19 protein-coding genes are annotated in these 17,478 nt (G+C 56.9%); 10 read left to right on the forward strand and 9 right to left on the reverse strand.

Going from position 1 to position 17,478, the window contains the following annotated elements:
* Positions 1–77: 77 nt before the first annotated feature.
* A complete protein-coding gene (tadA, locus tag GSQ86_RS05095; RefSeq protein ID WP_371720231.1) occupies positions 78–530 on the reverse strand; it encodes a tRNA adenosine(34) deaminase TadA in 453 nt (150 codons plus the stop codon).
* A 23-nt stretch (positions 531–553) separates the two neighbouring features.
* Between tadA and GSQ86_RS05100 the strand changes: the two genes are divergently transcribed.
* The 5 genes from GSQ86_RS05100 (at position 554) to GSQ86_RS05120 (ending at position 5,472) form a co-directional block, all read left to right on the forward strand.
* Complete coding sequence (locus GSQ86_RS05100) at positions 554–1,078, forward strand: dihydrofolate reductase family protein (RefSeq protein ID WP_158748867.1); 525 nt, start codon at positions 554–556, stop codon at positions 1,076–1,078.
* A gap of 232 nt (positions 1,079–1,310) precedes the next feature.
* Positions 1,311–3,686: an Orn/Lys/Arg decarboxylase N-terminal domain-containing protein gene (locus GSQ86_RS05105; RefSeq protein ID WP_158748868.1), complete on the forward strand. Its 2,376-nt coding sequence runs from the start codon at positions 1,311–1,313 to the stop codon at positions 3,684–3,686.
* Positions 3,687–3,804: 118 nt separating this feature from the next.
* Complete coding sequence (locus GSQ86_RS05110) at positions 3,805–4,248, forward strand: DUF1761 domain-containing protein (RefSeq protein WP_158748869.1); 444 nt, start codon at positions 3,805–3,807, stop codon at positions 4,246–4,248.
* 2 nt (positions 4,249–4,250) lie between these two features.
* Positions 4,251–4,856 carry a DUF4126 domain-containing protein gene (locus GSQ86_RS05115; protein ID WP_158748870.1) on the forward strand — a complete coding sequence of 202 codons (606 nt, stop codon included), beginning with the start codon at positions 4,251–4,253 and terminating at the stop codon, positions 4,854–4,856.
* A 10-nt stretch (positions 4,857–4,866) separates the two neighbouring features.
* Complete coding sequence (locus tag GSQ86_RS05120; protein WP_158748871.1) at positions 4,867–5,472, forward strand: UbiX family flavin prenyltransferase; 606 nt, start codon at positions 4,867–4,869, stop codon at positions 5,470–5,472.
* Here the strand turns inward: GSQ86_RS05120 and GSQ86_RS05125 are convergent.
* The 5 genes from GSQ86_RS05125 to GSQ86_RS05145 all read right to left on the reverse strand — a co-directional run bounded on the left by GSQ86_RS05125 (position 5,469) and on the right by GSQ86_RS05145 (position 8,791).
* Positions 5,469–5,873 carry a response regulator transcription factor gene (locus tag GSQ86_RS05125; protein WP_158748872.1) on the reverse strand — a complete coding sequence of 135 codons (405 nt, stop codon included), beginning with the start codon at positions 5,871–5,873 and terminating at the stop codon, positions 5,469–5,471. The genes GSQ86_RS05120 and GSQ86_RS05125 overlap by 4 nt on opposite strands.
* Positions 5,874–5,967: 94 nt before the next feature.
* A complete protein-coding gene (locus GSQ86_RS05130) occupies positions 5,968–6,411 on the reverse strand; it encodes an NUDIX hydrolase (RefSeq protein ID WP_158748873.1) in 444 nt (147 codons plus the stop codon).
* Positions 6,412–6,528: 117 nt separating this feature from the next.
* Positions 6,529–6,873 carry a hypothetical protein gene (locus GSQ86_RS05135; protein WP_158748874.1) on the reverse strand — a complete coding sequence of 115 codons (345 nt, stop codon included), beginning with the start codon at positions 6,871–6,873 and terminating at the stop codon, positions 6,529–6,531.
* Between the two features lie 235 nt (positions 6,874–7,108).
* Positions 7,109–7,747: a nitroreductase family protein gene (locus GSQ86_RS05140; protein WP_254062156.1), complete on the reverse strand. Its 639-nt coding sequence runs from the start codon at positions 7,745–7,747 to the stop codon at positions 7,109–7,111.
* A 57-nt stretch (positions 7,748–7,804) separates the two neighbouring features.
* A complete protein-coding gene (locus GSQ86_RS05145; RefSeq protein ID WP_158748876.1) occupies positions 7,805–8,791 on the reverse strand; it encodes a hypothetical protein in 987 nt (328 codons plus the stop codon).
* Positions 8,792–8,939: 148 nt separating this feature from the next.
* Here GSQ86_RS05145 and GSQ86_RS05150 point away from each other — a divergent pair, with 148 nt between their 5' ends.
* Positions 8,940–9,653, forward strand: coding sequence for a hypothetical protein (locus GSQ86_RS05150; RefSeq protein ID WP_158748877.1), 714 nt, complete (start codon positions 8,940–8,942; stop codon positions 9,651–9,653).
* 51 nt (positions 9,654–9,704) lie between these two features.
* On the opposite strand, the gene GSQ86_RS05155 is transcribed toward GSQ86_RS05150, so the two are convergent.
* Positions 9,705–9,881 (reverse strand): hypothetical protein, encoded by a 177-nt coding sequence (locus GSQ86_RS05155; protein ID WP_158748878.1) that lies wholly within the window; start codon positions 9,879–9,881, stop codon positions 9,705–9,707.
* Between the two features lie 239 nt (positions 9,882–10,120).
* On the opposite strand from GSQ86_RS05155, the gene uvrA reads away from it, so the two are divergent.
* Genes uvrA through GSQ86_RS05170 form a run of 3 tightly spaced genes read left to right on the forward strand, consistent with a single transcriptional unit; the run spans position 10,121 to position 15,131 of the window.
* A complete protein-coding gene (gene uvrA / locus GSQ86_RS05160; protein WP_158748879.1) occupies positions 10,121–12,988 on the forward strand; it encodes an excinuclease ABC subunit UvrA in 2,868 nt (955 codons plus the stop codon).
* Positions 12,985–13,884 carry a CPBP family intramembrane glutamic endopeptidase gene (locus GSQ86_RS05165; RefSeq protein ID WP_158748880.1) on the forward strand — a complete coding sequence of 300 codons (900 nt, stop codon included), beginning with the start codon at positions 12,985–12,987 and terminating at the stop codon, positions 13,882–13,884. Before uvrA ends, GSQ86_RS05165 begins: the two co-directional genes overlap by 4 nt.
* A 32-nt stretch (positions 13,885–13,916) precedes the next feature.
* Positions 13,917–15,131, forward strand: coding sequence for an acyltransferase family protein (locus GSQ86_RS05170; protein ID WP_158748881.1), 1,215 nt, complete (start codon positions 13,917–13,919; stop codon positions 15,129–15,131).
* Positions 15,132–15,139: 8 nt separating this feature from the next.
* Here GSQ86_RS05170 and GSQ86_RS05175 read toward each other — a convergent pair whose 3' ends face one another.
* The gene (locus GSQ86_RS05175; protein ID WP_158748882.1) at positions 15,140–15,637 is read right to left on the reverse strand and encodes a DinB family protein; all 498 of its coding nucleotides are present in this window, start codon (positions 15,635–15,637) and stop codon (positions 15,140–15,142) included.
* Positions 15,638–15,687: 50 nt separating this feature from the next.
* Between GSQ86_RS05175 and pyrE the strand changes: the two genes are divergently transcribed.
* Positions 15,688–16,290 carry an orotate phosphoribosyltransferase gene (gene pyrE / locus GSQ86_RS05180; RefSeq protein ID WP_158748883.1) on the forward strand — a complete coding sequence of 201 codons (603 nt, stop codon included), beginning with the start codon at positions 15,688–15,690 and terminating at the stop codon, positions 16,288–16,290.
* A gap of 211 nt (positions 16,291–16,501) precedes the next feature.
* Here the strand turns inward: pyrE and GSQ86_RS05185 are convergent, their stop codons facing one another.
* Complete coding sequence (locus GSQ86_RS05185; protein WP_254062159.1) at positions 16,502–17,272, reverse strand: OmpA family protein; 771 nt, start codon at positions 17,270–17,272, stop codon at positions 16,502–16,504.
* Between the last annotated feature and the right edge of the window lie 206 nt (positions 17,273–17,478).

Genomic DNA, 17,478 nt, shown 5'->3' on the forward strand with positions numbered 1-17,478 from the left:
ACCCTTTCGCTAACAGCGCGAAAGGATGGGGCACCCGAGATGATTGGCTCGAAGGGTGGTTTTTGTATCTTTTTCAGTTACAAATCTCTTCGAGAGCGGAAAAATTCTTTTAGGATTGTTCCGCACTCTTCCGAAAGAACGCCGGAAGTCACCGGCATTTTGTGATTCAGTTTTGGATGATTCAGCACTTCGAGCACAGAGCCTGCGGCTCCGGCCTTGGGGTCGGCTGCTCCGTAAACCAGTCGGGCGAGACGCGCGTGGATCATCGCTCCGGAGCACATGGCGCATGGCTCCAGCGTGACATATAGCTCGCAGTTGAGCAGGCGGTAATTTCCGACTACATATGCAGCGGCCCGCATGGCGACGATTTCGGCGTGTGCGGTGGGATCTACGTCGCGCAGCACACGGTTCTGGCCGTGGGCGATGACCTCGCCGTTGAGGACGATTACGGCTCCTATGGGGACTTCGCCGGCGGCGGCAGCGAAACGCGCCTCTTCGAGTGCAGCCTGCATGAAAATTTCATCCTGCATAGTCATTATGCTAACGTCTCCGCATGCGTCGCGTTCTTTATTCCCTTGCCTGCTCCCTTGACGGCTATATTGCACGTCCGGATCACTCGGCTGACTGGCTGCTGGACGACCAGGATTACGGGTTGAAGGAGTTTTTCGCGAGCGTCGATGCAGCGTTGATCGGTCGTAAGACACACGACTTCATGGTCAGGCATGGACAGTCGGCGATGCCGGGGATGCCAAACTATGTTTTTTCCCGCAATCCTTCGCCCCCTGCATACGAGGGCGTTCACTGGGTTAACGAGGAACCGGCTGCGCTGGTGAAGAAACTGAAAATGCAGTCGGGAAAAGACATCTGGCTGGTGGGCGGTTCTTACCTCGCACAGAGCTTTTTTAATGCGAGTCTGATTGATGAGGTTTCGCTTGCGATCATGCCAATTCTTCTGGGAGACGGTATTCGGCTCTTTCCGAAAATGGCCGCTGAAAGATCACTGCGGCTAATCGAGGAAAAGAGCTACTCGAGCGGCGTGGTCGCCCTGCGGTATGACTGCTCTGGCAGCTCTTCATAAATTTCCCCCCAGGCCACAGACTCCGTCCATTTCCTATTAAAATGAAACAGAAGAGTTTCTGGCTGAGAAGGACTGAATCGGTGTAGAGAGCGGCTCCCGCGCGCAGCATAATTCGACCGTGTCCTGCGGTCAGATTAAAGATACGACTCCATTAAAATTTAACGCGCTGTTCAAACGGCGGGCAATGCTATGTGCTTTCGAGCGCATAGAGTAGGAAAAGAGAGGTTGTTGGATGGATCAAGACCGGTGGGTTCTGCTCATCGCGAGTGAAGTTGGCGGGACCGATTCAGTTTCGGACCGCGCCATGGAGCGCCTGATTGAGGCGATCGAAAAGGAAAACTATCGCGTGGTGCGAACCTCAACCCCGGAAGACGGGCTGGCGCTGGTGAATTCCGATCCGTCGGAAAGCGCCGTGCTGCTGGACTGGGATCTTGCGGAGAACAATCAATTCGATGAGCGCGCCGCGCTGCGCATTATCCGTGCCGTGCGCCGCCGCAACAAGAAGCTGCCGATCTTCCTCATCGCTGACCGCACGCTGGTAAGCGAGCTGCCGCTGGAAGTGGTGAAGCAGGTGCACGAGTACATCCACCTCTTCGGCGATACTCCGGCGTTTATTGCGAACCGCGTTGACTTCGCCGTCGAGCGCTATCACGAGCAGCTGCTGCCGCCGTATTTTCGCGAACTGGTGAAGTATACGGATCAGGGCGCGTATTCGTGGGACGCTCCGGGACACATGGGGGGCGTGGCCTTCCTGAAACATCCTGTCGGGATGGAGTTTCACAAGTTTTTCGGCGAGAACCTGATGCGCTCGGACCTGGGCATTTCGACCTCGCAGCTTGGCTCGTGGCTGGACCACATCGGGCCTCCAGCCGAGTCGGAACGGAATGCGGCGCGCATCTTCGGCGCAGACTGGACGCTCTACGTTCTGAATGGCTCTTCGACTTCGAATCAGATTGTCGGGCATGGTGTGATTGCACAGGATGAGATGGTGCTGGCCGATCTGAATTGCCACAAGTCCATCTGCCACTCGCTGACGGTCACGGGCGCGCGGCCTGTGTACTTTAAGCCCACGCGTAATGGCTTCGGCATGATCGGCCTGGTTCCGCTGTCGCAGTTTCAGCCGGAGAATATTCAGGCGTTGCTCGCCAAGAGTCCATTCACAGCCGGAGCTGCATCGAAAGAACCCGGCTACGCAGTAGTTACCAACTCTACTTATGACGGCTTTTGCTATCACGTGGACAGCGTGGTGGAACAGCTGGCGAAGAGCGTACCTCGCGTGCATTTTGACGAAGCATGGTATGCGTATGCGAAATTTCATCCACTATATCGTGGACGCTTCGCGATGGATGTACCGGACGAGATGCCGAATCGTCCACTGCTCTTCGCTACACAATCGACCCACAAGATGCTGCCCGCGTTCTCGATGGCGTCGATGATTCACATCAAGCTGAGTCCGCGAGCCCCGCTTGAGTTCGACCAGTTCAACGAGTCGTTCATGATGCACGGCACGACTTCGCCCTTCTATCCGATGATTGCCTCGATTGATGTGGCGACGGCTATGATGGATGAGCCTGCGGGTTCAACACTGATGACGGAGACGATTCAGGATGCGATCAGCTTTCGCAAGGCGATGGCTTCGGTTGCTCACCGTTTGAAGGCGGAAGAGGGCGGCGGGTGGTTCTTTGGCATGTTCCAGCCGGACACGGTGAGAGATGCGGCAAGCGGCGAGACATTCCGCTTTGAAGATGCTCCGGACAGCCTGCTGGCGCAGTCTTCACAATGCTGGACCCTGAAGCAGGGCGAGACGTGGCACGGCTTCCGCGATGAAGATATCGCTGATGACTACGTGCTGCTCGACCCGACGAAGGTAACGATTCTGACGCCGGGCATCGACGCGCAGGGGCGCATGGCGGAGTGGGGAATTCCCGCATCGATCCTGACCGCATTTCTCGATGCGCGTCGTGTAGAGATTGCCCGCACTGGCGATTACACGATCCTGACGCTCTTTTCAGTCGGCACCAGTAAAGGCAAGTGGGGAAGCCTGCTGGAGACGCTGTTCGAATTCCGTCGTCTCTACGATCAGGAGGCGTCGCTGAGCGAAGCGTTGCCGCAGCTGGTGGCGAAGTATCCGGAGCGCTATGGAACCACGGACCTGAAGCAACTGAGCGAAGAGATGCACGCGGCCATGAAGGAGCTGAATCTTCCGGGCCTGTTGCAGGAGGCTTTCGACGTCGAGGCAAATCCGGTGATGACGCCGGCGCAGGCTTATCAGAAGCTGATTCGCGAAGGCACGGAGAAAGTACGCCTGACGGAGATGGCCGGGCGCATTCCCGCGGTGATGCTGGTTCCGTATCCGCCGGGAATTCCGATCAGCATGCCGGGCGAGCGACTGGGCGACGCGAATAGCGCGGTCATTCGCTTTCTGCTGGCGCAGGAAGAGTTCAGCAAGCGCTTTCCCGGCTTCGAGCGCGAGGTCCACGGCATCGAAGTCGATCCGGAAGGCAACTTCTGGATGCGCGGTGTAATCGAGATGCCGGGCAAGAAGACCAACGGCAAAGCGAAGCCGCGTACGCATCCGTCGTCGCGCGCTGCCAAGACATCGTTATAAAAGCGGAGACGGCCTCTTCCTAGTCATACCGAAGAGGCCGTTGTCTTTTCTGCTCGTCTACAGTAAGTGAGAGATAGTCAGGTACAATCGCTCCCTACGTTGGCGAGGAGGGTTGCGCATGCTCGAAACGCAGCGGGTGAGGTTGAATTATCTGGCGATCCTGGTGGCGGCGCTGGTGTATTTCGCGGTGCAGGCGGTCTGGTTCACCATCTTCATGCGGGAATGGCTGGCCGGAATCGGCAAAACCATGGAAGAGCTGCACCATCAGGGCACAATCGTCGTGTTGGCATACTTGATCGCGTTCGTGGGAGCATTGGTGATGGCTGCTGCTCTCTCATGGTTCACGCAGATCTCCGGCAAACAAACGATCCTGCGGGGCATCCTGATCGGCATCGCTGCTTGGATCGGATTCGTGCTGACTACCTGGTCGGCAGAGTATGCGTTTGAAGGAAAAGGGCTGCATATTCTCGCGGTCAACACGGGAATCTCGTTAATCGGCATGGTGCTGATGGGCGCAATTGTAGGCGGCTGGAAGGCGAAATTAGCCACGGTGACGGTTTAGCCATGGATGCCTTCACACCCACCACTATCGCAGCACTCGTGATCGCGGCCAGCTTTGCTGCGGGACTGAACGTCTACGCTACTCTGCTCACGCTTGGGTTGTTGGCGCGGGCACACTGGGTCGAGTTGCCTGTCGGACTCGATATGCTGACGCACTGGTGGTTGATCGCGGTTTGTGGCTTCATGTTTGCCGTTGAATTTGTCGCGGACAAGATTCCCGCCTTCGACATGATCTGGAACGCGCTCCATACCTTTGTCCGCGTCCCGGTCGCTGCGCTGCTGGCGTACCACGCGAGCGAGCAGCTCTCGCCCGAGATGCAGGTGCTTGCTGCCATCGCCGGCGCCGGCATTGCCATGGTGGCGCACAGTTCAAAGACTGCGGTGCGCGCGGCGGTGACGCCCAGCCCGGAACCCATATCGAATATGGTGCTCAGCACCGGCGAGGACCTTCTTGCCGTCGGCGTCACGTGGCTGGCGACCAGGCATCCACTCATTGCCGCCGGGATCGCCGGTGGCTTCCTGCTGTTGGCAGTCGTCACCGTTCATTGGCTGGCAAAGTACATTCGCAGAATGTGGACCCAGCCGAAAGCGGCTGATAGTTTAAGCTGACGAAAGCGCGATGACACATCAGCCATTCAATTTGACGGTTGCCATGACAGGAGCCAGCGGAGCCGTCTTCGGCCAGCACCTGCTGCAGGCGCTGCATGTGGATCCACGGGTTTCGCAAATCCATTTTGTTGCATCAGAGAGCGCGCTGCGGGTGCTCGCCGAGGAACTGCACTTCAGCGGGCGCAATGCGCTGGTGGAGAAGCTGCTGGGCCATCCCTCGAATAAGATTCATCAGCATGCCGAGGCTGATATCGGTGCATCGATTGCCAGCGGCAGCTACCCGTCCGGGGGGATGATTATTCTGCCTTGCAGTATGGGTACGCTTGCGGGCATCGCGAACGGACTCGCGCAGAACCTGATCGAGCGCGCCGCAGATGTATGCCTGAAGGAGCGCCGCCCGCTTGTGCTGTGCGTGCGGGAAACGCCCTTTAATAAAATTCACCTGCGCAACATGTCGCTTGCCGCCGATGCCGGGGCGACGATCTTCCCGGTCATTCCGGCCTTCTATAACCATCCCATCGATTCCACCGAAATGGCGAAGCAGTTTGCCGCGCGCGTGCTTGCCCATCTCGGTCTGCCGCAGCAGGAAGCGTATGTGTGGAAGCCGGATATTTAGATCTGGGCTGCCTCCTGCCATTGTTTTGGTGACTCGGTTGCGGGTAGAAATCTGGAAACATAGTGAAGCAATAAACTGGGGTTTAACGGCTTCGGCAGAAACGCATTTGCCCCGGCCTCGAAAACCTTTTCCGCCTCCAGCCGCGCTCCCCGTTCGGCCATCATGATGATCGGCAGCGCCGCATGCGCCGACATCGCGCGGAGGCGCTCCACTACAACTAGTCCGCTGCCTGCCGGGAGGCTGAGATCGACGATCATCAGATCGGGATTGTGCCTGCGTGCCTCGGTGACCGCAGCGATCGCGTCGAATGCGAAGTAGACTGCGCAAGGTGTTGACGAAAGTATTTTGAAAATCGCCTGGCACATCCGGGGATCACTATCCACTACAAGAATCCGTCTCATCGTTCCGTCCTTCACGGCTTTGCCGTTGCCCAGTTCATCGGTCGGACAAAAGATGAGACGAGTGTCAATTTGTGCACTTTTTTGGCGGGTTTTCTTAACGGATTCTAAGGCTGAATGCCTTTTCGATGACTGCGACGGTGAAGGGCGCTACGCGATAGATGCTGTGTGCGTTCAACTCCTCGCGGCTTGCCCATCGGCCCGCGGCCGCATCGGAGGCGCAACATAAAGTGCCACCGGTGACGCGGCAGAGGTAATCGACCAGCACGTAATGGAAGCGAACGAGGCCGGCTTCATCGTGAACAATACGGTCGAAGACCTCGGCGATCTGCACTGGTTCCACTTCGAGACCGGTTTCTTCGAGCACCTCGCGGCGAATTCCCTGCTCCAGTGTTTCACCAAGCTCCAGCGCGCCTCCGGGGAGAGACCACTCGCCCTTTAATGGCTCCTGTCCGCGCTGGATGAGCAGGATCTGATTTTCGTCGTTGAAGATGATTGCCCCGACTCCAACGATGGGGGCCTCAGAATATTCGCGGCGCATCTGTCCTACTCCTCCTGTTTTGTACGGAGAATGGTTAGTTTCCGTGATTCGTGTAATGGCCAGCAAGAAGTAAAGAATGGAATTTGCGAGCCAAATGAGAGGCGCGAAAGGCAAAAACTACCTGAGACTGAGATGGTAGATCACACGAATCCATACTTTATCAGAGAGAGTGAGCCATAAAAACCCCCCACCGATCGAACACACGACCGACCAGAAAAGCGAGAGGGGAACCTGCAGAAGTCCCCGATAAGCCCAGGAGCCTCTCCATACCACCCAGACAATCGGAATTTGCATCGCCCAGAAAAGATCACAAACGACATCGCTCGCCGTGCGTACCCGCGCGGATTGTTCGGGTGTCATCAGGAAGTCGGCGCGCATGCCTAGGAGTACCATGAAGGCCGCGGCTAATCCTGACGCGATGAGCACCAATACCAGAAGCACGATCCGGGTTCGTGTCGGCATAATCTTGGATGGTAATCCCAAAAACATCAGAATGGCAGTTGTAGCTTAAGGTTTCATTTGTCGTAGAGCTTGAGGAGTTATCTGTCGTTGGCGTGATCGGGCTCAGGCCTGACCGATGACGAGACTGTCGCGCGTGATGGAGCTGGAGATTCTTCGCTGCGCTCAGAATGACGTTCCGTAAAACTAGTTCCGTAAACTATAAGGCCCTTTGGCGTTAGCATGGGAGCGTTAGTCGTTAAAACTTCATTGGCTTGCCAAACTCTTCGGCGAAGACGGTGCGAGCCATGCTGAAGCGGCCTCCCTGGAACTTATCGTTGCCCTTCAGACGTCCGATAGCCAACAATGCGACGACGTGATAGCTGAGGGGCAGCTTCAACACTTCTCGCACCTTCTCCTGCTCGAAGCCTTCCATCGGGGCGGTGTCATAGCCGAGAACTTCGGCCATCAGCATCATGCTGGTGAAAGCGATCATGACGTGGCGGTTGAGCCACATGGGAAAATCGGGATGGTTGGAGAGGTAATTGGGAATATTGACCTTGGCCAGCTCGGCATAGTTCTCGGGCATGCCGCCGTCGCGCCCGAGTCTCAGCATTTCTTCGAGATCGCCGCTGCGCCAGCCGTCTGCATCGCCACAGGCAACAATAACGGCGGATGCTTCCTCCACCTTGGCCTGATTGAAGCTGGCTCCCCGCAGGCGGCGCTTCTGTTCCGATGAGCGAACCACGACGAAACGCCACGGCTGCATGTTGTAGCCGCTGGGGGCCTGTAAACCTGCTTCCACAATCTTCCTCAGGTCATCGGCTGAAATGGGGGAGCCATCGAAGCTGGGCGTAGCGCGCCGCTGCGCAATCGCCTGGGACAAAGTTTTCTCCATTACATTCGCCATCCGTCAAAAACTTCTTTCTTGAGGTTTATCGTCGCTCTTCTTGTTTTACTGAATTTGGCTCATGGGGAGTTCATTTGCATAGGGTTGCTGATTTTCTGCCTGAGCGTAAACCCATAACCCGTGGAAAGCTTCCCGCAACTCAGGATGCTGGGTCAACAATGCCTTCATCACATCGACGTTGCGGCTTCGCGTTGCAACTGGATCAGAAACGCTGTCTGTTTTGTAGTTCACCACAAGGTCAAGGCCACCCAGAGAGCCATCCGTGCGCAGGCTGGTAATTTCATAGGTCTGACCATTGGATGCGAGAGCCATGGGCTCGGCACCAGAAAGCCCGTAGGGGCGAACAGCATCCATTTCCTTCTGCAGCTTTTCCAGATTCGGGCTGGAGATGAAATCGACTGGCGTAAGCAGGTAAACCGCAGTTTGATAATAGAAATAGGCGTTCCATTGCTGCTTCTTCGCGGCATAGGCGCGCGCCTGCGTCCAGTACCAGACGCCGTCGTGTCCGCCTGAAGTAAGTGGCCGCACGAAAAAACCGGCGAGCTTCCATTGCGCGCTTCCAGCCGGATCATTGGCCAGGATCATGGAGAGCTGCTGCGGCTGCTTTACGCCTGATGCATGGGTCACGGCCAGAGCGTAGTCTCCCGGCGGAAGCTGCGGGATGGAAACGGTAATAAGCAGCTGTGAGCCGGGAACGCTGCAAAAAAACTGCGTGTCCGCTGGCGATTTGAGGTCGGTTGCGCGCAGGCTGTAAATCGACTCGATGGTGATGGCGCCGCCCTGCAGCAGCGGATTTACCGACTGGATGGTCCCAGCGATTCCGTCGAAATTTGCGGCTACACTGGCGATCGTATTCGCCTTTACTCCCGCCGCGTTACCGGACTGCACATCGGCGGTAATTGTATGCACTGCCTGCACATACGCGGTGCGCTGCGCTTCCGTCATCTGCGATTGAGTGGTGCAGGTGACGGCGTGGGCGATTCCGCCGAAGGGCAATGCAGCAACGAGCAATAACGAGGACCAGCGATTCATAATGAAACCGATAATTACCTGCCGCGCGCTCCACTGAATTCTGCTTCTGAAGACGGGCGCGCTAAATTTTTCGTGAGCAATTCGAAGCCACTGCTAGTCTAGTACATAGAAGTGTGCGATTTGAACGGTGCGCTTCGCCAGGGTTTCCATGCGGTCACAGGCAAAAGCCGGAATTCTTTTATTGGGTTTCATCACTGCAACCATAGCAGAAGCGCAGACTGCGCCCAGGCAGCCATTGCACAAGAACACGGCAGCCAAGCCTGCGGCGGCGATTGCACCTGCGCCGCAGCCTGTTCCGCAGTCTTCCCTCTCGCTGCTGGATCAGCCGGCGAAACCTGCCTCGGTAGAAACCGTGGCGGGGAAACTTTCCATCCAGGCTGACAACGCGAGCCTTCCGGCGATTCTTCACGAGATATCGACACAGACTGGCATGACCGTCGAAGGCTCACCGCGCGACCAGCGCATCTTCGGCACCTATGGTCCTGCGGCGCCGCGCGAAGTTCTGTCAGCGCTGCTGGACGGGCTTGGCTACAACGTGATGATGCTGGGCTCGCTTAGCACCGGGGTACCCAGGCAGCTTGTGATCTCGTCACGTACCGGCGGCCCGGCGAATAATGCATCGAGAAACACGGCTCCCGTGCAGCAGAACACGAACCAGAATGAAGATCAGGACGACTCAGTTCCGGACCAGCCGGATAGTTCGCCCCAACCTCCGCGGCCTGAGCCGAATCCTCAGGAACCCGGTCCGATTCCGGATCAACAACCGCCATCGCAGCCCGGACAGGTAAAGACGCCGGAACAGATGCTGCAGGAATTGCAGCAGTTGCGGCGGCAGCAGCAGCCGCAGGCAAATCCACAATAGAAAAGGCCGCCAATGGCGGCCTTCTTTGTTTTCGTCAAAAAATAAATAGTGTTATACGACGCGGGCGATCCCCGGCTTAGGCTGCAGAGCCCGTACTGCATAAGAGCGGGCGTGCATTTTCAATGCCGCAAAGGCTACGCGGCAGATTCCGTAAGCCGACAGTACTCCAAAAGCAAGCGCAGCCACCGCCGCGCAAACCAACATCAACAAATTCAGTGCGTCCTGCATCCTCAAATTCTTTTCCGGCAGCCGCTTGTGTGGCCCTGTGCGGCATACCTGTGCTCTATTTCGAGCAGTCGCTTACTACGATGCTCATTCTCGCAGAAAAAGGGCGCGAATTGACCCGCTTTTCTGTTGCCAACTAAGATACCTATAGGGTTCTTGTTCCGATTCTGAACGGCTGTCAGCGCATTTGCAAGGGTTCCTGCCTTCCGCATCTGCAAGTTTTCCCCAGAATTTCATTCTGCATGTCGATCACACACATTACCGTGCGCGGTGCGCGCCAGCACAATCTTCGTGACATCAACGTTCAGATTCCGCGCAACACGCTGACCGTTGTCACCGGCCTTTCCGGTTCCGGCAAATCCTCGCTCGCCTTCGATACGATTTACGCTGAAGGCCAGCGCCGCTATGTGGAAACCTTATCGGCATATGCGCGGCAATTCTTAGATCAAATCGAGCGCCCGGACGTGGATTCGATTGAGGGGCTGAGTCCGGCGATCTCGATTGAGCAGAAGACGACGAGCCGCAGCCCGCGCTCGACAGTAGGCACGATCACCGAAATTTACGATTACCTGCGGCTGCTCTATGCCTCGGTGGGCGTGCCGCACTGCCCTAACTGCGGACGGCCGATTTCGCGCCAGACGCATGAGCAGATTGTGGAACGCATTCTCTCGCTGGCCGCGGGCGAGCGCGTTACGATTTACGCGCCAGTGGTGCGCGGGCGCAAGGGTGAGTTCAAAGACCTGCTCGATGAGTTGGACCAGCAGGGCTTTCGCGCGCGCATTGATGGCGAGCTGCGCGATCTGGCTGAGACGATCAACCTGGAAAAGCGCAAGAATCACACCATTGAAGCGGTGATTGACCGCATCGTGCTGAAACCTGGAATCGAGAAACGGCTTACCGAATCTGTGGCGAAGGCGCTGCAGATGGCCAATGGGCTGGTGCTGGTTGGAATCTCTGGCGGCACTGAGCAGCTTTATTCTTCGTCGATGGCTTGCCCGGATTGCGGGCTCGATGTGCCCAAGCTGGAACCGCGCAGCTTTTCGTTCAACAGCACGTATGGCGCTTGCCCGGAGTGTCATGGGCTGGGCAGCATTTACGATTTCGATCCGGCAAAGGTCATCACCGACTGGTCGAAGCCACTGCTCGATGGCGGACTTGGGCCGGGCTCGGCGTCGCAGTATCTGCTCAAGCTGATTCAGCTGGCGGCGACACGCTACAAGATCGATTTGAAAAAGCCGTTTGAGCAGCTTCCGCAAAAGCAGCAGGATATTCTGCTGCATGGGCCGGGTAAGACTGAGGCACCGCGAACCGGCTTTCATGGCATCCTCGCATATTTGCGGGACGCGGTGGAGGAGTCGAAATCGGATACCTACCGCGAGTGGATGCTGAATTACATGTCGGCTTCGACCTGCCCGGTTTGTAAGGGCAGGCGTCTGCGTCCGGAATCGCTGGCGGTCAAAGTCGGCGGTCTGTCGATTGCGGATTTCACGGCGCTATCGCTGCGGCGTTCAGTGGATGCCGCGCGTGGTCTGCAGTTTTCACAACGCGAGGCGATGATTGCAGAGCGGCTTCGGCGTGAAGTGGTCGAGCGGCTGGAGTTTTTGAATGCCGTGGGGCTGGGGTATATTTCACTGGACCGCAGCGCTGCGACGCTTTCGGGCGGCGAGGGACAGCGCATTCGGCTGGCAACGCAGATTGGCTCGCGCCTGCGTGGTGTGCTCTACGTGCTGGACGAGCCTTCGATTGGTTTGCACCAGCGAGACAATCTGCGGCTCATTCGCGCGCTCGAATCATTGCGCAATCTTGGCAACACGGTGCTCGTCGTCGAGCATGATGAAGACACGATCCGCCATGCCGACTATGTGCTCGATCTTGGACCCGGGGCAGGTAAGCTGGGCGGCCATGTGGTGGCAGAAGGTACGCCGGAGCAAATTATGAGCTCGGCGAATTCCCTGACCGGGCGTTATCTCGCGGGCGATGTAAAGATTCTTCATCGCTTTGAACCGCGCTCCACCAATGGCAAGTGGATTACGGTAGAAGGCGCGCGCAGCCACAACCTGCGCAACGTGACGGCGAAGTTTCCGCTGGGCGTGATGACGGTGGTGACGGGCGTCTCGGGCTCAGGAAAAAGCACGCTGGTAAATGACATTCTTTATCGCGCGCTGGCCAAACAGCTTTACGGCTCGCGTGAGGAACCCGGCGAACATGGACGCATCACCGGCTTCGAAAATATCGATAAAGCAATACGTATCGATCAGTCACCGATCGGTCGCACGCCGCGCTCGAATCCGGCGACATATACCGGCGTCTTTTCCGCTATACGCGATCTCTTCGCCATGCTGCCGGAGTCGCGCGAGCGCGGGTACAAGCCGGGACGCTTTTCCTTCAATGTCGCGGGTGGGCGCTGCGAGGCATGTCAGGGTGAAGGCCAGCGGCGTATCGAGATGAACTTTCTGCCGGATGTGTATGTGCAGTGCGAAATCTGTAACGGCCGCCGTTACAATCAGGAAACACTGGCAGTAAAGTTTAATGGCTATTCCATTGCCGATGTGCTCGATCTCTCGATTGAGGACGCGCTGCCGGTGCTCACCGATATTCCGCAGGTGCGGCAGAAACTGCAAACGCTGGTGGATGTCGGACTCGGCTATATTCATCTTGGGCAGGCAGCGACGACGCTGAGCGGCGGTGAGGCGCAGCGCATGAAGCTGGCGAGGGAGTTGTCGAAGCGGCAGACCGGGCGCACGCTTTATCTGCTGGACGAGCCGACGACAGGCCTCCACTTCGACGACGTGCGCAAGCTGCTCGAAGTGCTGCATCGCCTCACTGATCTGGGTAATACGATCATCATCATCGAGCACAATCTGGATGTGATTCGCAATGCCGATTGGATCATTGACCTTGGACCCGAAGGCGGCGAAGATGGTGGACAGGTTATCGCCACAGGAACGCCGGAACAGGTTTCGCGCGTTAACGGCTCGTATACAGGAGAATTTCTGAGCCGGTATTATGCGGAGCATCAGATTGCCCTTGAACCGGAATTGACGCCGGCGAAGAATGGCAATGCGGCTCCGAAAAAACGCAAGACGGTAAAGAAAGAAATGATTCAGTGACGCTCGATCCTATTTCGCTGACGCCTGTTCCGCCAACGGCGGAGCCGTCCGCGCCTGAATTTTTTTATCCTGAAGAGCCACCGCCTCCGGCATCTGAACTTCCTCACCTGGGCCATGCAGTGCTTTTCTTTGTGCTGGCGCTGCCGATGCTCTTTATCGGCGAAGGCTTGAGCTTATTTCTGGCGAAGCAGTCTCACCTGTTCGGCCAGAAGGACTACCACGCGCTTGCCCAGATGATGGGCACGGACGCACGGCTGGCAATTCCGGTACAAACCTTTACCTACCTGCTCACCGCGTTGGCTGCGATGGTTATTTTCCCCGCCCTATGGCGGCGTCCCTTTGCTGAGGGCATCCATTGGAATGCGGATGCAGCCCGAACGCGTTTGCTCTGGTTGGTGGCGCTGGGATTAGGGCTGGGCTTCGGGATCTCTCTGCTTGGCAACTATCTGCCTATGCCGAAAGATCCGCCGATTATGGAAGACATGATGGGCTCGCAGCTTGGCGCGTGGATGATGCTCTTCTTCGGTATCACTTTCGCTCCAATGCTGGAGGAGCTGGCCTTTCGCGGCTTTCTGTTGCCGGGATTCATTCACGCATTTCGCTGGCTGATACGACGCGAAATACTTTCGGCGGAATCATTCTCATGGATGACGGTTCCATTGTCCGTCTTATTGACGACGATTCCCTTTGCACTGCTGCACGCGACGCAAGTCTCGCGCGCCTGGGCACCGTTGCTGTTGATTGGCGTCGTGAGTGCCGCGCTCTGCGTGGTGCGGCTGCGCCTGCAGTCGCTGGCAGCCAGCACCGTGGTACATGCCGCGTATAACTTCACGCTCTTTGCCGGGCTTTTGCTGCAGACGGAAGGTTTTCGGCACCTGGAGCGGTTGAACAGCTAAAATGGCTTTGCGCAAACGTTGCGCAAACATCTATGACTGCCATCGCCGCCGCTCGCACTGTTTCTCTGAAGGAAAGTTCTGCCTCCGCTCCAGCTTTCAACAGGCTGTTCTCGCTCGATGTCTTCCGCGGGATGGCCGTGGCGGGCATGATTCTCGTCACCGATCCCGGAACTTATAGCGCTGTTTACTGGCCGCTGCTGCATGCACAGTGGAACGGCGCGACGCCGACCGACATGATCTTTCCCGGATTTCTCTTCGCCGTGGGCATCGCCATCACACTATCGTTTGCTGGGCGGATCGAGCGTGGCGCGAACCGTGCGATGCTGGCCACGCATGTTCTACGGCGCAGCGCGATCATCTTCCTGCTCGGGCTCATCGTCAACGGCTTCCCCGATTACAATCTGCACACGATTCGCATTCCCGGCGTGCTGCAGCGCATTGCGCTCTGCTATCTCGCTGGAGCACTGCTGTACCTGGCGCTCAGCGGTGGACGGTCGAACTCCATCAAGCGCACAGGGATTGTCGGCGGCGTTGCGGCTGCGCTTCTCGCAGGGTACTGGGCGCTGTTGAAGCTGGTTCCCGTTCGCGGTTTCGGCGCAGGCCGTCTGGATTCGCTCGGCAATCTTCCGGCGTATGTTGACCGCGCTGTCTTCGGCACGAATCATATGTGGGCGTATGGAACGACACCCGGCTACGGCGTCACTTTCGACCCGGAGGGCCTGCTGTCTACACTGCCCGCGATTGCAACGCTGCTCATCGGCGTGATCGCCGGCGAGTGGCTGCGTTCGAAAAATCCGGCAGGCCGCAAAGCGCTCCTCATGGCGGCAGCCGGATGCGTTCTGCTGGTCGCAAGTCTTGCGCTAAATCCGCTATTCCCGATCAACAAGAAAATCTGGACGAGCACTTTTGCGCTGCTCAGCGGCGGCGTCAGCCTGCTTGCCTTCTCGCTGCTCTACTACGTGCTCGATATCAAACGCTGGCGCGAGTGGAGCACGCCATTTTTAACTTTCGGCACGAATGCAATTCTCGCCTTCGCGCTCTCGAATGTGATGACTACTTTGACGGATCGCATACATATCAACGCTGGCGGCTCCGCTATCACCCTGCACCAGTGGGGTTATCAATACGGATTCGCCACCGGGCTTGCGCCGGTGCATGCGTCGCTTGCCTACGCAATCTTCATTGTGCTGATCAATCTTGCTCTGATCTATCCGCTGTATCGCAAGCGCATTTTTCTGCGAGTATGAAGATTCTCTCAATGTCCGAGATCGTCTGCCGAAGGGCCGAACATTCCTGGGATGGGTGCATTGAGCAGGCGCAGGTATACGCCGAGCTGCGCGCGATGATGAATGAGATGGTTGAGGACGACCAGCCGAAGAGCCATTGCCCTGGGCAGTTGTGTGATGGTCTTATCGCCGAGCTTAACGGCCCATTCGCCGGCGAGCTGATCTTCGGTAACGGATCGCAGCGCCGCTTCCGCCTCGGCACTGCACGTCGCAAATCGCTCCAGAGCTTCTGCCTTTGATGTCGCCGTGAACGGTACATAGCCAAGAGGCCGTACCAGCACGTCTGTATAGAGAATGGATGTAACGCGATCCGGGATATCTGATACATGCCCGGCGAGTCGGCCGAGCGGCATCGACTTTTCGTGTGGCTTCCAATTGAAATCGCCGTCTGGAATGCTTTCGAGCATTCTGCCGGTTTTCTTCATCTCCTGATTGAATTCCACGCGATAGAGTTCAAGAAATGTCATGCTGTTTGAGCCTTTCCCGAGCATTTTGGAACAGTCTACAATCAGACTTGATGACCACCAACTATCGCGACGCGCTTCTGCATCTGTTGTCACGCATCTCTTTCAAGCTGGGTGAATTCAAGCTCTCTTCCGGTGGCACCAGCGATTACTACATTGACTGTCGGACTACGACGCTGCACGCCGAAGGCGGCCGTCTGACCGGGCTCGCGCTTCTGGAATTGTTGCATGAGAAGAAGATCAAGCCCGCCGCGGTTGGCGGATTGACGATGGGCGCGGACCCGATCGTCTCGAACGTGGCAACGGCAAGCGCGTGGTATGCGCAGGAGCATCACGGCGCGCAATTGATTCATGGCTTCCTGGTGCGCAAAACGGAAAAGGCGCACGGGACCGGGCGGAAGATTGAAGGCTTCTTTGAAAAAGACGCGCCGGTGTTGATTGTGGACGATGTCTGCACGACCGGTGCTTCAACGATTACAGCGATTGAGGCGGCTCGTGAATCAGGAATGAATGTGATTGCTGTGGCCTGCCTGGTGGAGCGCGAAGAAGCCAAAGGCCGTGCTGCCGTGGAAGCCGCGGCGCAGGGTGCGCCGTTCTTTTCGCTGTACACGGCAAATGATGTGCGCGCGGCACACGTTAAGCAGCTGGCTCTTTAGAGCATTTTTCCCGTAGCTATAGATCGCCGTCATTCTGACGACCGAAGGAAGGAAGAATCTCAAATCGAGACCGTTGGGGATTCTTCCCCTTCGTTCCTCAGGATCAGAATGACGGCTTTCATGCTTTTACATCGAAGATTTGTTTTTAGCCGCAAAAACAAAGAGCGAATGAGTTGAACTCATTCGCTCCTGCTTGCGATTATTGCCGCTGTTACTGCTGCTGCTGAGGAGAGTTGACCTGTCCTTCCTGGGGCAGTTTCACTGTTCCGGTCGCTTGCGCGGTGGTCTGCGATCCATTCTGACCGGTCATGTTCGACAGCATCTGAATCTCTACACGGCGATTCTGCGCGCGGCCGCTGGCAGAGCTATTCGGAGCTACTTCCTTATCCTCGCCGATGCCGATCAGATAAAAGCGATGCGGCGGCACGTTGTACTTCGACGCCAGATACTGCACCACCGACTGCGCACGACGCTGACTGAGGTTGTAGTTGTAATTGGCGTCGCCGGTGGAATCCGTTCCGCCAGTGACGGCGAGAATGTAGCTCTTCTGTGAATTAAGCTGGCCTGCAAAGTCGTCAAGCTTCTGCTTGTCGGCGCGGGTCAGATCAGCTTTATCAAAAGCGAAGTTGACCTGCGCATCCGCGATTTGTTTGTAGTTGTCCAGATTACCGACCACGCTGGATAAAGAGTCGGCGCGGTTGACTGCGTCCTGCGCGGTCTGATTCGCCTGGGATGCGGCTGATCCGGCACTCTGCGCGGCCTGGTTTGCCTGATTCGCGCTGCTCTGCGCCTGCTGAATACCTGCCTGCGCACGCTGGTCTACGTCATGAATATTGCGGTTGTTGGTCGCGGTAGCGTCGTCCAACTCGTTCGTCTTTTGAATCACCGGCGTGGTCTGGCTGCGCACATAATTTTTGGTGGAACATCCACTCACCAAAAGCAGTGACAGCGCTCCAACGGCGGAAACTGATTGCAAAGTCATTCTGCTGGCACGAGTCATCGTAATTCACTCCATTTCATCTATGAGCAGATCCTGGTTCAAATTGAGGGGAACAAGCATGTCTTTCCCCTCTTACGATTCCATAAATGAGCAAGCCCGTTGCCAAACCTCGAATGTTTTACAAATCGCATGAATTGAGTTGTTTAACGGTGAATTAAGCCAGTAAATGCACAGGGTAGGCTAGAGAA

The organism is Acidobacterium sp. S8, assembly GCF_009765985.1.
Lineage (GTDB): Bacteria > Acidobacteriota > Terriglobia > Terriglobales > Acidobacteriaceae > Alloacidobacterium.

Coding starts and splice junctions, on each gene's coding strand:
- GSQ86_RS05105 (WP_158748868.1), top strand. CDS start 1,311: ATGGATCAAGACCGGTGGGTTCTGCTCATCGCGAGTGAAGTTGGCGGG.
- GSQ86_RS05120 (WP_158748871.1), top strand. CDS start 4,867: ATGACACATCAGCCATTCAATTTGACGGTTGCCATGACAGGAGCCAGC.
- GSQ86_RS05100 (WP_158748867.1), top strand. CDS start 554: ATGCGTCGCGTTCTTTATTCCCTTGCCTGCTCCCTTGACGGCTATATT.
- tadA (WP_371720231.1), bottom strand. CDS start 530: ATGCAGGATGAAATTTTCATGCAGGCTGCACTCGAAGAGGCGCGTTTC.
- GSQ86_RS05110 (WP_158748869.1), top strand. CDS start 3,805: ATGCTCGAAACGCAGCGGGTGAGGTTGAATTATCTGGCGATCCTGGTG.
- GSQ86_RS05150 (WP_158748877.1), top strand. CDS start 8,940: ATGCGGTCACAGGCAAAAGCCGGAATTCTTTTATTGGGTTTCATCACT.
- GSQ86_RS05125 (WP_158748872.1), bottom strand. CDS start 5,873: ATGAGACGGATTCTTGTAGTGGATAGTGATCCCCGGATGTGCCAGGCG.
- GSQ86_RS05155 (WP_158748878.1), bottom strand. CDS start 9,881: ATGCAGGACGCACTGAATTTGTTGATGTTGGTTTGCGCGGCGGTGGCT.
- GSQ86_RS05175 (WP_158748882.1), bottom strand. CDS start 15,637: ATGACATTTCTTGAACTCTATCGCGTGGAATTCAATCAGGAGATGAAG.
- GSQ86_RS05130 (WP_158748873.1), bottom strand. CDS start 6,411: ATGCGCCGCGAATATTCTGAGGCCCCCATCGTTGGAGTCGGGGCAATC.
- GSQ86_RS05135 (WP_158748874.1), bottom strand. CDS start 6,873: ATGCCGACACGAACCCGGATCGTGCTTCTGGTATTGGTGCTCATCGCG.
- GSQ86_RS05115 (WP_158748870.1), top strand. CDS start 4,251: ATGGATGCCTTCACACCCACCACTATCGCAGCACTCGTGATCGCGGCC.
- GSQ86_RS05185 (WP_254062159.1), bottom strand. CDS start 17,272: ATGACTTTGCAATCAGTTTCCGCCGTTGGAGCGCTGTCACTGCTTTTG.
- pyrE (WP_158748883.1), top strand. CDS start 15,688: ATGACCACCAACTATCGCGACGCGCTTCTGCATCTGTTGTCACGCATC.
- uvrA (WP_158748879.1), top strand. CDS start 10,121: ATGTCGATCACACACATTACCGTGCGCGGTGCGCGCCAGCACAATCTT.
- GSQ86_RS05170 (WP_158748881.1), top strand. CDS start 13,917: ATGACTGCCATCGCCGCCGCTCGCACTGTTTCTCTGAAGGAAAGTTCT.
- GSQ86_RS05140 (WP_254062156.1), bottom strand. CDS start 7,747: ATGGAGAAAACTTTGTCCCAGGCGATTGCGCAGCGGCGCGCTACGCCC.
- GSQ86_RS05145 (WP_158748876.1), bottom strand. CDS start 8,791: ATGAATCGCTGGTCCTCGTTATTGCTCGTTGCTGCATTGCCCTTCGGC.